Origin of the sequence: Variovorax sp. Root473, assembly GCF_001426505.1 — a bacterium.
GTDB lineage: Bacteria > Pseudomonadota > Gammaproteobacteria > Burkholderiales > Burkholderiaceae_C > Variovorax.
In genome coordinates, this window is sequence record NZ_LMEV01000019.1 from 296,231 (window position 1) to 309,960 (window position 13,730).

14 protein-coding genes are annotated in these 13,730 nt (G+C 69.9%); 10 read left to right on the forward strand and 4 right to left on the reverse strand.

Translation table 11 applies throughout. The features are described 5' to 3' along the window. Positions 1-61 precede the first annotated feature (61 nt). From ASD34_RS24560 to ASD34_RS24605, 10 genes are all read left to right on the forward strand, one after another. A complete protein-coding gene (locus ASD34_RS24560; RefSeq protein WP_056583346.1) occupies positions 62-1,792 on the forward strand; it encodes an ABC transporter substrate-binding protein in 1,731 nt (576 codons plus the stop codon). A gap of 168 nt (positions 1,793-1,960) precedes the next feature. Continuing rightward, on the forward strand, positions 1,961-2,965 hold the full coding sequence (locus tag ASD34_RS24565; protein WP_235510235.1) for a dialkylrecorsinol condensing enzyme: 1,005 nt from the start codon (positions 1,961-1,963) through the stop codon (positions 2,963-2,965). Continuing rightward, on the forward strand, positions 2,955-4,091 hold the full coding sequence (locus ASD34_RS24570) for a beta-ketoacyl-ACP synthase III (protein ID WP_056583348.1): 1,137 nt from the start codon (positions 2,955-2,957) through the stop codon (positions 4,089-4,091). The genes ASD34_RS24565 and ASD34_RS24570 overlap by 11 nt, the downstream gene beginning before the upstream one ends. A 2-nt stretch (positions 4,092-4,093) precedes the next feature. Then, positions 4,094-4,489, forward strand: a complete 396-nt coding sequence (locus tag ASD34_RS24575; protein WP_056583350.1) for a hypothetical protein — start codon at positions 4,094-4,096, stop codon at positions 4,487-4,489. Then, positions 4,486-5,466, forward strand: coding sequence for a BtrH N-terminal domain-containing protein (locus ASD34_RS24580; RefSeq protein WP_056583351.1), 981 nt, complete (start codon positions 4,486-4,488; stop codon positions 5,464-5,466). Before ASD34_RS24575 ends, ASD34_RS24580 begins: the two co-directional genes overlap by 4 nt. 91 nt (positions 5,467-5,557) lie before the next feature. Beyond that, positions 5,558-6,466 carry an ABC transporter ATP-binding protein gene (locus ASD34_RS24585; RefSeq protein ID WP_056583353.1) on the forward strand — a complete coding sequence of 303 codons (909 nt, stop codon included), beginning with the start codon at positions 5,558-5,560 and terminating at the stop codon, positions 6,464-6,466. A 9-nt stretch (positions 6,467-6,475) separates the two neighbouring features. Further along, positions 6,476-7,633: an ABC transporter permease gene (locus tag ASD34_RS24590; protein ID WP_056583355.1), complete on the forward strand. Its 1,158-nt coding sequence runs from the start codon at positions 6,476-6,478 to the stop codon at positions 7,631-7,633. Then, positions 7,630-7,908, forward strand: a complete 279-nt coding sequence (locus ASD34_RS24595; RefSeq protein WP_056583357.1) for an acyl carrier protein — start codon at positions 7,630-7,632, stop codon at positions 7,906-7,908. Before ASD34_RS24590 ends, ASD34_RS24595 begins: the two co-directional genes overlap by 4 nt. Next, on the forward strand, positions 7,905-8,993 hold the full coding sequence (locus ASD34_RS24600; RefSeq protein WP_056583359.1) for a beta-ketoacyl synthase N-terminal-like domain-containing protein: 1,089 nt from the start codon (positions 7,905-7,907) through the stop codon (positions 8,991-8,993). Before ASD34_RS24595 ends, ASD34_RS24600 begins: the two co-directional genes overlap by 4 nt. Beyond that, positions 8,990-9,505: a hypothetical protein gene (locus ASD34_RS24605; protein WP_056583360.1), complete on the forward strand. Its 516-nt coding sequence runs from the start codon at positions 8,990-8,992 to the stop codon at positions 9,503-9,505. The genes ASD34_RS24600 and ASD34_RS24605 overlap by 4 nt, the downstream gene beginning before the upstream one ends. On the opposite strand, the gene ASD34_RS24610 is transcribed toward ASD34_RS24605, so the two are convergent. The 4 genes from ASD34_RS24610 to ASD34_RS28405 all read right to left on the reverse strand — a co-directional run. Further along, on the reverse strand, positions 9,484-10,104 hold the full coding sequence (locus ASD34_RS24610; RefSeq protein ID WP_056583504.1) for a hypothetical protein: 621 nt from the start codon (positions 10,102-10,104) through the stop codon (positions 9,484-9,486). The genes ASD34_RS24605 and ASD34_RS24610 overlap by 22 nt on opposite strands. A gap of 14 nt (positions 10,105-10,118) precedes the next feature. Then, the gene (gene mltB, locus ASD34_RS24615) at positions 10,119-11,225 is read right to left on the reverse strand and encodes a lytic murein transglycosylase B (protein WP_056583507.1); all 1,107 of its coding nucleotides are present in this window, start codon (positions 11,223-11,225) and stop codon (positions 10,119-10,121) included. Positions 11,226-11,308: 83 nt separating this feature from the next. Further along, entirely contained in the window at positions 11,309-13,351 is a 2,043-nt protein-coding gene (locus tag ASD34_RS24620; RefSeq protein ID WP_056583362.1) for a transglutaminaseTgpA domain-containing protein, read from the reverse strand. Continuing rightward, positions 13,345-13,730, reverse strand: a 386-nt coding sequence (locus tag ASD34_RS28405) for a DUF58 domain-containing protein (RefSeq protein WP_235510237.1), incomplete at its 5' end; no start/stop codon positions are given. The genes ASD34_RS24620 and ASD34_RS28405, both read right to left, overlap by 7 nt.

Sequence of the window (13,730 nt, forward strand, 5' to 3'; positions counted from 1 at the left end):
TCTCCGCCTCCCCGGAGCCGCGATGAAAAAACCGGGGAAGCACAACCGAGGAGACATATTCATGAAGATGCGCTACACGGCATTGGCAATGGCGGCAGCGATGGTCGCCGCACACGGCGCATGGGCCGCAGAGCCCGAGGCCAAGAAATGGATCGACAGCGAGTTCCAGCCGTCGACCCTGAGCAAGGACCAGCAGGCGGCCGAGATGAAGTGGTTCATCGACGCGGCCAAGAAGCTGCAGGCCAAGGGCGTCAAGGAAATCTCGGTGGTGTCGGAGACCATCACCACGCATGAATACGAATCGAAGACGCTGGCCAAGGCCTTCGAGGAAATCACCGGCATCAAGGTGAAGCACGACCTGATCCAGGAAGGCGACGTGGTCGAGAAGCTGCAGACCTCGATGCAGTCGGGCAAGTCGATTTACGACGGCTGGATTTCCGACTCCGACCTGATCGGCACGCACTACCGCTACGGCAAGATGATGAACCTCACCGACTACATGGCCGGTGCGGGCAAGGAGTGGACCAACCCCGGGCTCGACATCAAGGACTTCATCGGCACCAAGTTCACCACCGCGCCCGACGGCAAGCTCTACCAGCTGCCCGACCAGCAGTTCGCCAACCTGTACTGGTTCCGCGCCGACCTGTTCGCGCGCAAGGACCTGCAGGACAAGTTCAAGGCCAAGTACGGCTACGACCTGGGCGTGCCGCTGAACTGGAGCGCCTACGAAGACATCGCCGAGTTCTTCAGCGTCGATGTGAAGACCATCGACGGCAAGCCGATCTACGGCCACATGGACTACGGCAAGAAGGACCCGTCGCTGGGCTGGCGCTTCACCGATGCGTGGCTCTCGATGGCCGGCACTGCCGACATCGGCAACCCGAACGGCATGCCGATCGACGAGTGGGGCATCCGCGTGGCCGACGACAAATGCACGCCCGTGGGCGCGGCCGTGTCGCGCGGCGGTGCGACCAACTCGCCGGCCGCCGTGTATGCGCTCACCAAGTACATCGACTGGATGAAGAAGTACGCGCCCAAGGAAGCCATGGGCATGACCTTCGGCGAGGCCGGGCCTGTGCCCGCGCAGGGCCAGATCGCCCAGCAGATCTTCTGGTACACGGCCTTCACTGCCGACATGACCAAGAAGGGCCTGCCCGTGGTGAACGAGGACGGCACGCCCAAGTGGCGCATGGCGCCCGGCCCGAACGGCCCGTACTGGAAGCAGGGCATGCAGAACGGCTACCAGGACGTGGGTTCGTGGTCGTTCTTCAACGGCCACGACGCCAACAAGACCGCCGCCGCCTGGCTCTACGCCCAGTTCGTGACGTCCAAGAGCGTGTCGCTCAAGAAAACCATCGTGGGCCTGACCCCGATCCGCGAATCGGACATCCAGAGCAAGGCCATGACCGACATGGCGCCCAAGCTGGGCGGACTGGTCGAGTTCTACCGCAGCCCGGCCCGCGTGGCGTGGACGCCCACCGGCACCAACGTCCCCGACTACCCGAAGCTGGCGCAGCTGTGGTGGAAGAACGTGGCCGAGGCCGTCACCGGCGAGAAGACCCCGCAAAAAGCCATGGACAACCTGGCCGACGAGATGGACAACGTGATGGCCCGCCTGCAACGCGCCGGCATGGCCCATTGCGCGCCCAAGCTCAACGCCAAGGGCGACCCGAACAAGTGGCTGAGCGACCAGCACGCCCCCTGGAGGAAGCTGGCCAACGAGAAGCCCAAGGGCGAGACCATCGACTACAACAAGCTGCTGAGCGCCTGGAAGGCCGGCAAGGTGCGCTGACCAGCGCTTCGCCAGCAGCAATTGCAAACAAGGGCCGTGCCGCAGGGGGCGGCCCTTTTTCGCGTTCTGGCGGAATGGTTCGTCGGATTCGCGCGACGTCATGACCAATGGCAGATGCACCTTTGAAATGCTTCGCTTACATTCGACGGCCCCCGCCACGCCCCGCCTGTGAATCCAAGTTCTCCCAGCCCCTCCGCCAGCCCTCCTGCCACCCCGAGCGCGCGTGCCAAACGCGTCCTGCTGATCCAGTACTCGCAGACCGGGCAGCTCGACCGCGTGGCCGGGCAGATCGCCGCGCCGCTGCGCGCCGACCCGGGCATCGAACTGCACGTGGAAACGCTGCGGCCGCTGCAGCGCTTTCCCTTTCCCTGGCCCTTCCTGACCTTCTTCGACGCCTTCCCGGAGTCGGCCCACATGAAGCCGGGCCCGCTGGCGCCGCTCACGCTCACGGGCGACGAAGAGTTCGACCTCGTCATCCTCCCGTACCAGGTCTGGTTCCTGGCGCCCGCGCAGCCGATCGCGGCCTTTTTGCAGCACCCCGTGGCGGCGCGGCTGCTCAAGGGAAAACCCGTGGTTACGGTCATTGCCTGCCGCAACATGTGGCTGCTGGCCCACGAAAAGCTCAAGGGCCTGCTCGCCGCCACCGGCGCGCGCCTGATCGACAACGTGGTGCTCACCGACCCGGGCCCTACGCTGGCCACCTTCTTCACCACGCCGGCCTGGCTCATCTGGGGCCGCAAGCGCGGCTTCTGGGGCATGCCCGACGCGGGGCTGAGCGAAGCGCAGATCCGCGGCTGCGGCCGCTTCGGCCGGGCCCTGCGCGACGCGCTGCACGAGGGCCGCGAACGCGGCGATGCGCCCCTGCTGGCCGGGCTGGGCGCGGTGCGGGCCGACGCGCGGCTGCTCATCAGCGAGAAGGCCGGCACCCGCAGCTTCTTTCTCTGGGGCAAGCTCATCATGGCGGCCGGCGGGCCGGGCGCGGCGGCGCGCAAGCCGCTGCTCTTGCTGTACGTGCTGTTTCTGCTGGCGCTGATCGTCACCGTCGTGCCGGTGAGCCTGACGCTGCAGGCCCTGCTGCGGCCGTTGTTCCGAGGGTGGCTGACTAAAATGACGGCTCAATTCGAGCGCCCGTCGGGCTCTGCCACGGACCGCCTCCCTCTTTATGACGACTGATGTTTTCCTGACCCGCACCGCTGCCTTCCTGCCTTTTTCTCCGGTCAGCAACGAAGACATCGAAGAAGTGCTGGGTCGCATCGGCGGCAAGGTGTCGCGTGCGCGACGCCTCATCCTGCGCAGCAACGGCATCCAGTCGCGCCACTACGCCATCGACCGCGCCACCGGCCAGCTGGCCATGACCAACGCGCAGCTCACCGCCGCGGCCATCCGCGCGCTGGGCGACGACATCGGCCCGGTCGACTGCCTGGCCACCGGCACCTCGCTGCCCGACCAGCTCATGCCCAACCACGCGGTGATGGTGCACGGCGAACTGGGCTGGCCCCGACTCGAGGTGGTCGCCTGCGCCGGCATCTGCCTGGCCGGCGCGGCGGCGCTCAAGCATGCGTGGCTCTCGGTGCGCGCGGGCGATGCGCGGTGTGCGGTCGCCACGGGCTCCGAGCTGGCCTCGGCCGTGATGCGCGGCATCAACTTCGAGGCCGAGCTCGAACACAAGATCGAAGCGCTCGAAGCGCGCCCCGAGATCGCCTTCGAGAAAGACTTCCTGCGCTGGATGCTGTCCGACGGCGCCGGCGCGGTGCTGCTGGAGCGCGAGCCGCGCGGGCCGCTGTCGCTGCGCGTCGAGTGGATCGAGCTGTCGTCGGCGGCGCACGAGCTGCCGGTGTGCATGTATGCCGGCGCCGACAAGAACGAGCAGGGCGGCCTCGACGGCTGGGCCCGCACCTCGCCGGCCGACTGGCAGCGCGACTCGACCTTCGCGGTCAAGCAGGACGTGCGCCTGCTCAACGACAACATCGTGCGCGCCACGCTGACCGAGCCGCTCGCGGCCCTCATCGAGCGCCGCGGGCTCAAGACCGACGACATCGACTGGTTTTTGCCGCACCTGTCGTCGCACTATTTCGTCGAGCCCGTGGCCGCCAGCCTGGCCGCGCTGGGCCTGCCGATTCCGCGCGAGCGCTGGTTCAGCAACCTCGCGACCAAGGGCAACACAGGCTCGGCCTCGCCGTACATCATGCTCGACGAGCTGTTCCGATCGGGCCGTATCAAGCCTGGCCAGAAGCTCCTGATGTTCGTGCCCGAAAGCGGTCGCTTTTCGAGCGGCTTCATCTACCTGGAGGCTGTGTAGCCATGGACCTCGATGCCGTGCCACAGGAGGGCAACGCGACCCTCGCCGGCCATTCCAAGCTGATGTACGCCCGCGATGCGCAGGGCCGCGTCGTCACCACCACCTCGAAGGGCTGGGAGGCGGAAGAGATCGTCACCAGCCACGCGGTCGACGTGCTGGTCGAGCAGGCGCAGGAGGCCAGGGCGCGCGTGAAGGCCGGACTGGCCTCGCCGCTCGAATACTGGATGTACGAGCGCCGCATGGACGTGGCGCTGCTCTCGCAGACCAGCGGCTTCTGGCAGTGGCGTGTGCGCCGCCACCTGCAGCCGCGCCATTTCGCCGCGCTGTCGCCGGCCCAGCTGGCCCGCTACGGCCAGGCGCTGGGGCTGTCCGTTTCCACCCTGCAAGGCTTGCCGTGAACTTCCAGCACCAACAGGCGGCGCACTGCGAAAGCGGCGTCATCTCCAGCCTCATGCGCCACCACGGCGCGCCGATGAGCGAGGCGATGGCGCTGGGGTTGTCGTCGGCGCTGTCGTTCGCCTACCTGCCGTTCATCAAGCTGTCGGGCCTGCCGCTCATCTCGTACCGCATGCCGCCCAAGGCCATCATCAAGGGCCTGCTGGCGCCGATGGCCGCGCGCTTTCGCTTCGAGACCTTCCGCAGCCCGCAAGCGGGGCAGCAGCGGCTGGACGCGCTGCTGGCCGACGGCCAGCTCGTGGGCCTGCAGACCTCGGTCTACTGGCTGCCGTACTTTCCGCCGAACATGCGCTTTCACTTCAACGCGCACAACCTGCTGGTCTACGGCAAGGACGGCGACGACTACCTGATCAGCGACCCCGTGTTCGAGGAGCCCGTGCGCTGCGCGAGCGAAGACCTGTCGCGCGCGCGCTTCGCCAAGGGCGTGCTGGCGCCCAAGGGCCTCATGTACTACCCGCAGGCCATCGAACGCAAGGCGGTCGATGCCGCTTCGGTGACCCAGGCCATCCGCAAGACCGTGCGCAACATGCTCGCGCCCGTGCCCATCGTGGGCGTGCGCGGCATGCGCACGCTGGCCAGGCGCATGCAGAAGCTGTCGCCCGGCGATCCGCGCAGCGTCGACTTCATCGGCCACCTGGTGCGCATGCAGGAAGAAATCGGTACGGGCGGGGCGGGCTTTCGCTTCATCTACGCGGGCTTCCTGCAGGAGGCCGCGCAGCTGCTCGACAAGCCGCAGCTGACGCAGATGTCCGAACGCCTGATCGCCATCGGCGACGGCTGGCGCGCGTTCGCGCTCAAGGCGGCGCGCATGGTGAAAGGGCGCGAGCCCGTCGATCCCGTTGCGCTCGCCGGCAAGCTGCGCGAGCAGGCGCAGCAAGAGGAAACCTTCTTCCGCGACCTCAAGGCCGCTGTCGCCTGAGATGGGAGCCCCCCGGCTTGCCACTGCGTGTGCTTCGCCACCCCCCGAGGGGGAGGCTCGGCCCGCCTTGGGGCGGCCCGGCGGTGGGCCAATGCTGGAGCTTCACCAGCTCGGCTACCGCTACCCGCACGCTGACAAGGCCGCGCTGGCCGACGTGTCGTTCGCCGTGCCGCGCGGTTGCGTGCTGGGTTTGCTGGGCCCGAACGGCGCCGGCAAGACCACGCTGATCTCGCACCTGTCGGGCGCGCTCGCGGTGCAGTCGGGCGACATCCGCATCGACGGCCAGCCGTTGCAGCAGGTGCGCGCCAAGGCGCCCACGCGCATCGCCGTGGCACCGCAGGACCAGGCCTTCTATCCGATGCTCACCGTGGCCGAGAACCTGGCCTGCTTCGCCGCGGCCGGCGGTCTCTCGGGTGCGCGAAAGAAGTCGCGCATCGACACCTGCACGCAGTTCGCGCAGCTCGAACAGTTCTCGGGCGTACGCGCCGAGCGGCTCTCGGGTGGCCTCAAGCGCCGTCTCAACCTCGCGATCGCCTTGCTGCCCGAACCCGAGCTGATGCTGTTCGACGAGCCGACGGTGGGCGTCGATCCGCAGTCGCGCGCCTTCATCCTCGATGCGATCAAGAGCCTGGCGCAGGCCGGCGCGGCGGTGATCTATGCCTCGCACTACATGGAAGAGATCGAGGCCATCGCCGACCGCGTGGCCATCCTCGACCAGGGCCGCGTGCTGCGCGAAGGCCCGCTCGACGCGCTGCTGTCGCAAAGCGCCATGCTGCTGACGCTGGCCGCCGACGGGCTCGACGCACAGACGCTGTCGCGCTTTGGCACGGTGGAGCAGGGCGCGGCGCACTGGCGCATCCACCTGAACGCGGGCACCGGCCCCGGCCCCGTGCTGGCCGCGCTCGAAGCCGAAGGCATCGAGGTGCGCCAGGCCGAGTTCGGCCGGCACGACCTCGAGCAGCTGTTCATGGCGCTCACGCACCGTTCGCTGCGCGACTGACCGAACGCCATGCTCCTAGCGCTCATCAAGAAGGAACTGCTGGCCCTCGTGCGCGACATGCACGGGCTGGCCGTGCTGTTCGTGATGCCGATGGTGTTCATCGTGCTGATGTCGCTCACGCTGAAGGACATCTACCGTCCGCCGCTGGCCGAGCTGAGCTACGCGGTCGATGCGCGCGACAGCGGCACGCCCGCCAGATGGCTGCTGCAGATCTGGCAGCGCAGCCACGGCGCGCCGCAGCCGTTGGGCAGCGACTGGCAGGCGCGGCTGCGCAGCGGCACGCTCAAATACGTGATCGTGCTGGAGCCGGGCCTGTCGGACGAACTGGAATCGGCTGCGCTCTCCACGCGCGCCCACATCCGCCTGCTGGCCGAACCCGGCATCGACGCCAACCTGTTCAACGCGCTGCGCGCCGAGCTGATCGGCGCGTCGGGCGAACTCAAGGCGCGACTCGCGCTGGCGGTGCCCGGCACGGCCAGCCCCGCGCCCGACGCGTCCATCCAGGCGATGGTGCAGGCCGAGCGCTTTGCCACCGCCGGCCCGCGGCCCACGTCGGTGCAGCAGAACGTGCCGGCCTGGCTGGTGTTCGGCATGTTCTTCGTGGTCGCCTCGCTGTCCAGCCTGTTCGTGCAGGAGCGCGGCTCCGGCGCGCTCGGCCGGCTGCAGAGCCTGGGCGTGTCGCGTTCGATGTTGCTGGCCTCCAAGGCCTTGCCTTACCTCGGCGTGAACGCGCTGCAGGCGCTGCTGATGCTGGCGGCGGGCATCTGGTTCATGCCAATGATCGGCGGCGATGCGCTGTCGCTTTCGGGCATCCACTGGGGCGGCCTGCTGCTGTCGCTGGCGGCCGTGAGCCTGGCAGCGGTGAGCCTGTCGCTCGCGGTGGCCTGCCTCGTCAAAAGCCATGCGCAAGCCGCGACGCTCGGGCCGATGGTGAACGTGCTGATGGCGGCGGCGGGCGGCATCATGGTGCCCAAGTTCGTCATGCCGGGCTTCATGCAGCGCATGGTCGAAATCTCTCCCATGAACTGGGGGCTCGAAGCGCTGCTCACCGTGCTGCTGCGCGGCGGCGGCGCGGCCGAGGTGCTGCCGCAGGTCGGCCGGCTCGTTGCGTTCGCGGCCCTCATGTTCTTCGTGGCTGTCTTTCTGTTTCGCAGGCGCGCACCGTGACGAGCACCGCTTCTTCTTCTGAATTCATCGCCCGCCTCAAGGCCCTCGTGCTCGAGGCTGTCGAAAAAGACGCACCGCCCGGCGGCCTCGGCGACGACGAGCCGCTGTTCGGCCCCGAGGCGCGCCTGGACCTCGACTCGCTCGACGCGCTGCAGGTGTCGATGGCGATCCAGCAGCACTTCGGCCTGCGCATGCCCGACAGCAAGGACACGCGCCGTGCCTTGACCTCCATCGCGCACCTGGCGGAGCACCTGGTGCAAGCGGGCAAGGCATGAATTCCCTGAGACCGGTGTACCTGGCTGGCAAGGGCCTGGCCAGCGTGCTCGGCGACGACCTGCCGTCCGCGCTCGCGGCGCTGCGGCGCGGCGGCGTGCCGCCCACGCCGGTGACGGTGGCCGATGGCCAGCAGTGGCCGGTCTACACGCTGCCGGTGCCGCCCGGCGATCAGGATTGGGCGCAGCGCGTGCAGCACACGGTGCGCCGCGTGGTCGCCCAGACCGGCGACGGGCTGGACCGGCACGGGCCGCTGTTCGTGGCCTCGTCGTCGCTCGACATCGGGGCCATGGAGCACGCGCAGCATGACGCGCGGCTGAGCGGCGACCTGCAGGACTTTGCCGACATCGCCGCCGCCGCACTCGACTGGCAAGGTCCGGTCTTCACTGTCTCGACCGCCTGCACCTCGGCGCTCAACGCGATGCTGGCGGCGGCCGACATGGTGCGCGCGGGCGAGGCGCGCGAGGCGCTGGTGATCGGCGCCGAACTCGACAACCGCTTCACCGTGGCCGGCTTCGGCGCGATGCAGCTGCTCGCGCCTGACAGCGCACAGCCCTTCGGCGCGAGCCGTCAGGGGCTGGTGCTCGGCGAGGCGGTGGCGGCGCTGCGGCTCGGATCGCAACCCGCGCGCTGGGCGCTGCTGGGCGGCGCCAACGTGGTCGACGGCCGCAACCCCTCGGGCACCGAGGCGAGCGCGGTGCGCGCGATGTGCCGCGAGACGCTGGCACGCAGTGGTCTGCAGCCCGCGGACATCGACCTCATCAAGGTGCAGGCGGCGGGCAGCCCGGTCAACGACGCGATCGAGGTCGAGGCGTTGCGGCAGGTGTTCGACCCGTTGCCGCCGCTGGTGTCGCTCAAGTCAGCGATCGGCCACACGCTCGGCGCGGCCGGGGCGGCGGAGCTGGTGTTGCTGGTCGGCTGCATCGAAGGCGGCGCCTGGCCGTCGGTCGGCTATGCGCTGGACGAGACCCTCGGCATCGCGCTGAGCGACGGGCCGCCGGCAAGGCTGCGCCACCTCCTGCTCAACGTGGTGGGCTTCGGCGGCGGGCATGCGTCGCTGGTGCTCACGGATTGCGGCGCCGCATGATCACTCCGATCTGGCGCACCGTTGCGCATGTCGGGGCGCATCCGCCGCCCGACGGCTGGCGCGATGCGCTCGCGACCCGCCTGGGCCGCCGGCCGCGCCGCGTGGGCCTGTGGACCGAGCTCGCGATGTACGGCGCGCGCGCGTGCCTCGACGCCGCTGGCGAAGTTGCGCTGCCGATGGGCGCACGCCTGCGCGTGACCAGCCGGCGCGGCGCATGGGAAGCCACGCGCGCGGGGCTGGCACAGCTCGACACGGGCCTGCCGATGCCGTTCACCTTCATGCAGGGCCAGCCTGCGCTGATGCTGGCCGAAGTCGGACGTTGCCTCGACTGGCAGGGCGACGCGAGCTTCATGCTGTGCCGCGACCTCGCGCGCCCGCTGGCGCTGTCGCAGCTCGGTGCGGGACGCGAGGGCCTGCTGTTCGGCGTGGTGGAGGAAGCGTTCGGCGACGTGCCGATGCGCTCTGAATGGTGGCGGCTGGTGCCGACCGATCAGGCGGCGATCGACCGCTGAAGGTTCTCGCGCGCCCGGGCTTCGAGCAGCGCGTGCATGCGCGGCGTGGCGTAGATCGCCGGGCGGTCGAGAAAGCGCTGGAGGATCGCGCGTCGACGCGGCTGGCGAATCTCCTCGGGGACGAAGCCATATTCCGCGTGCACCTGGCGCTCGTACTCGTCGAAGCGCGCACGCTCGGCGCCGAGGATCGACAGGTCGATGTCGATCAGCAGTTCGGCGTCGCGGCCGTCGGGCACGGCGTCGTGGCGCGTGGCCATGACGAGCGCATGGACGCGGTCGGCCGCCGCTGCGTCGACGCCGGCGGCTCGCATGGCCTGCCGTGCCCAGTCGGCGCTGCGTGCCTCGTTGTCGTGCGCATGCACGTCGTAGATCGCGTCGTGGAACCACAGCGCCAGCGCCACCTCGCCGGGCCGCTCGGCCAGCGCCTGTTCCTGGTCGAACCACGCGAGGCATTCGCCCAGGTGCTGCATCGTGTGGTAGTGGCGCTGCGGCTCGCTGTAGCGGCGCTGCAGTTCGGGCCGCAACGCGTCGTCGGGCGCGGCCACGCCGAGCGCGCACCAGGCCTTGGCCCAGTTCGCGTGCAGCGCCTGCGGCGTCATGGCGGCCACGGTGGCTATTGCTCCATCGCGGCCTTGACCTCCTGGCCCAGGTCGAGCACCGACATCGCGTAGTAGCTGCTCCAGTTGTAGCGCGTGATCACGTAGAAGTTGCGCGTGCCCGCGACGTAGGTCGGCGGTGCGTCGAGGCCGTTCTGCAGCTCGATGAGTGCGAGCAGCCCTTTGTGCTTCAGGCCTTCGCCTTCGGGCACGGCACCCGCGGCCACGAAGCTGTCGGCGCTGAAGGTCGGCAGGATGTCGGGCGCCAGCAGCAGCGCCTTCTTCAGGCGCGACTCCTCGAAGTGCACGGGATAGATCGACGGCATGCCGGGCGTCCAGCCGAAGCCCTTGAAGTAGCTTGCGACCGAGCCGATCACGTCGACCGGATTGTTCACGAGGTCGATGCGGCCGTCGCCGTCGAAGTCGACCGCGTACTTGGCGATGCTGCTGGGCATGAACTGCGGCATGCCCATGGCGCCGGCATAGCTGCCCACGGGCGTGAGCGGGTCGTCGGCGGTGCGGCTTTCGGTGCTCAGGAAGCTTTCGAGCTCGCCGCGGAAGAAGGCGATGCGCTCGGCGGCGCGTGGGTGGCCCTGCGGGAAGTCGAAGGACAGCGTGGCCAGCGCATCGATCACGCGGAAGTTGCCCATGTTGCGGCCGTAGATGGTCTCGACGCCGACGATGCCGACGATGATTTCCGGCGGCACGCCGTAGGTGGCCTCGGCGCGCGCGAGCGTCTCGGCGTTGGCGCGCCAGAAGCGCACGCCGGCCGCGATGCGCACCGGGTCGATGAAACGGCTGCGGTAGGTCTGCCAGTTCTTCACGGTGCCGGCGGGGCCCGGCAGCATCAGGCGCGGCACGTTGGGCAGGAAGCGCGCCGCGCCGATGGTGGCGCGCACCCATTCGCGGTCGAGGTTGCGGCGCTGGGCGACATCGTCGGCGAAAGCCATGGCGTCGTCGCGCGTGGCGTAGGGAACGCTGCCGCGCACGGGCGTGACGGCGGCGGCGCGCCCGTTCGCGGAGGGCTTCTGGGCCAGGGCTCCCGTGGGCCAGGCGACGCAGGCGGCGAGGAGGGCAGTGGCGGCCGCTGCGGCGCGAAAGGGCGTGGGGAAGGCGTGTGACATGGACACGATTGTGCCGCCCGTGCGCATGCGCACTTTCGGGCGACACATGTGGTTGCAGCCGCGTGCCCCGCGTGCCCCGCGTGTCAGACGCGCGGCGGCGCGGGCGGCCAGGCCAGTTGGCGGAACTCGGCGCGCAGCGCGGCGAGCGACGCTGATCTGTCGGACGTGGCAGGGGCGTAACGCTGGGCTTCGAGCTCCAGCAGCCAGTCGCGCACCGCCTGCCCGGCGGGCCCGAAGCGGGCGTCGGCGGCCTGGGCCATCTGCCGCGGCGGCGCGGTTTCGGGCAGCGGCAGGCCGGCTTTCGCCAGACGCGCGCGGGCCCGGCCCAGCAGGCGCAGCCATGGGTCGTGCTGGCTGCGCTCCCACAGCGTCCAGCCGGCGCCGGCCAGGCTCGCGGCCACCAGCAGGTACAGCAGCACATAGGCCAGGTCTTCCAGGCTCGGGGCGCTGAAGCCGATGGACTTGAGCAGGTCGAGCTGGCGGCTCTGCGTGTAGTTGAGCACCCACTGGTTCCAGCCGTTGTTCACGGCCTCCCAGGCGGCGCGCAGGTTCTGCACCAGCGTCGGGCTCATGACGACGCCGATGGCGCCCGCGAACAGGCCGGGTTGCGGTACCAGACGCTGGAACTGCCCGATGCGGCCTGGTGCGACCGAGCCGGTCGGGTCGACGCGCACCCAGCCCGTGCCCTCTTGCCAGACTTCGGCCCAGGCGTGCGCGTCGCTCTGGCGTATGACCCAGTAGTTGTCGACGTTGTTGAGCTCGCCGCCCTGGTAGCCGGTGACGATGCGCGCCGGAATCTGCAGGTTGCGCATCAGCACCACGAAGGCCGAGGCAATGTGTTCGCAGAAACCTTCCTTGCGATCGAACCAGAACTCGTCGGCCGTTTCGTTGCCGTACACGCCGGGCTCCAGCGTGTAGGTGTAGCCGCCGGTGCGCAGGCGCTTCAACGCGGCCTGCACGAAGGCCCGGGCGTCGGCGCCGGCCAGCGTGGGGTCGGCGCGCATCTCGGCCGCGAGCGCGGCGGTGCGCGGGTTGCTGCCGGCCGGCAGCGCCAGGTAGGGCTGGAGCCGGGCGCCCGCGCGCGTGAGCGGGCCGCTTTCGAACTGCGGGTGGCTTTCGGCGCGGTAGCGCACGAGGTCGGTGACCGGCCGGTTCACGAACCACTGCAGGTCGGACGTGCCCGTGACCTCGTAGCCAGACAGCTGGGGTGCGTGCGGCGCGGCATCGAGCGTGAGCAGCCACGGACGCTGGCTGGCTTCGAGCGTGACCTCGTAGCGCACCGGCTCGCCGCGCGTGCGCAGGTTCGGCATCGCCTGCCCGCTGCGCGCCCAGGTCGGCAGCGCCGTCCACTCGCGCCCGTCGAACTGCGCCAGCACGGGGCCGCGGAAGTAGAGCTGGCTTTGCGGCGGTGCGCGGTTGCCGTCGAACTTGATGCGCGCGGCGATCGCCCCGTCCAGCGCGAGCTCGGCGATGGTGCCGACCCGCATCGTGTTCGACAGCCCGCTGCGTCCGGCCATGGCATCGCCGGGCGTGCCCCACAACGGCGCGAAGCGCGGGAACAGCAGGAACAGCGCGAGCATCACCGGCGCGCCCGCCAGCGCCATCCAGCCGGCGGTGCGCGCGGCCTGCATCAGCGGCGGCCGGCCCACCGGCATGTGGGCGTTGACCAGCGCCGTCAGCAGGCCCAGCAGCGCCAGCAGCATCGTGAAGGCGGTGACCAGTGACTGCGAATAGAAGAAGTTCGTGAGCATCGCGAAGAAGCCCAGGAAGAAGACCACGAAGGCGTCGCGCCGCGCGCGCAGCTCCAGCGTCTTGAGCGCGAGCAGCACCACGATGAGCGTGACGCCCGCGTCGCGGCCCAGCAGCGTGCGGTGGCTGGCGTAGGTGCCGGCCAGCGCCACCGCCAGCAGCGCGATGCGCCACCATTTGCCGGGCAGCGGCAGGGCCTGCACGGCGAGCGAGCCGCGCCACAGCAACACCAGCGCGGTGAGGGCGGTGCACCACCAGGGCAGTTCGTTGACCTGCGGCAGCACGATCAGCGCGATCACCGCGAGCAGGAAGAGCGTGTCGCGCGCCTCCCGGGGCAGGGCGGACATCTGCAGGCGCAGCCGGTTCGCGCTCAGCATAGGGCCAGCGCCTCGAGGCAGGCGCGCCGGTGGGCTTCGCCCTGCGACGGGTTCACCGTGCGACCGGCGACGCGCACGCCGTAGTCGACACCGAGCCGGTCCGCCATCAGCACCCAGGCGCACAGGCGCGACAGGCGGGCCTCGGTGTCGGGCAGCGCGGCGGCGTGCGCGTCGAGCCAGAGTTCCTCGCGCTGCGTGTGCTGCGTGTCGCGGCTCACCAGGTCTTCGGAGCCGTTGGCCTGGGCGCGGGCAGCCTTCTTCCAGACCACGAGCTTGAGCGGGTCGCCACGCCGGTAGGCGCGCACGCCGTCGTATTCGCCGGCGTTCTGCGCCCGCATCGCGGCCGACGCGGCGGCGGGGCCCGAGAGCGGCTCCCCCC

What these genes read in the sequence shown, in the direction of transcription:
- ASD34_RS24560 (WP_056583346.1), top strand. Translation starts at nt 62, where the DNA reads ATGAAGATGCGCTACACGGCATTGGCAATGGCGGCAGCGATGGTCGCC.
- ASD34_RS24570 (WP_056583348.1), top strand. Translation starts at nt 2,955, where the DNA reads ATGACGACTGATGTTTTCCTGACCCGCACCGCTGCCTTCCTGCCTTTT.
- ASD34_RS24575 (WP_056583350.1), top strand. Translation starts at nt 4,094, where the DNA reads ATGGACCTCGATGCCGTGCCACAGGAGGGCAACGCGACCCTCGCCGGC.
- ASD34_RS24585 (WP_056583353.1), top strand. Translation starts at nt 5,558, where the DNA reads ATGCTGGAGCTTCACCAGCTCGGCTACCGCTACCCGCACGCTGACAAG.
- ASD34_RS24590 (WP_056583355.1), top strand. Translation starts at nt 6,476, where the DNA reads ATGCTCCTAGCGCTCATCAAGAAGGAACTGCTGGCCCTCGTGCGCGAC.
- ASD34_RS24600 (WP_056583359.1), top strand. Translation starts at nt 7,905, where the DNA reads ATGAATTCCCTGAGACCGGTGTACCTGGCTGGCAAGGGCCTGGCCAGC.
- ASD34_RS24605 (WP_056583360.1), top strand. Translation starts at nt 8,990, where the DNA reads ATGATCACTCCGATCTGGCGCACCGTTGCGCATGTCGGGGCGCATCCG.
- ASD34_RS24610 (WP_056583504.1), bottom strand. Translation starts at nt 10,104, where the DNA reads ATGACGCCGCAGGCGCTGCACGCGAACTGGGCCAAGGCCTGGTGCGCG.
- mltB (WP_056583507.1), bottom strand. Translation starts at nt 11,225, where the DNA reads ATGTCACACGCCTTCCCCACGCCCTTTCGCGCCGCAGCGGCCGCCACT.
- ASD34_RS24620 (WP_056583362.1), bottom strand. Translation starts at nt 13,351, where the DNA reads ATGCTGAGCGCGAACCGGCTGCGCCTGCAGATGTCCGCCCTGCCCCGG.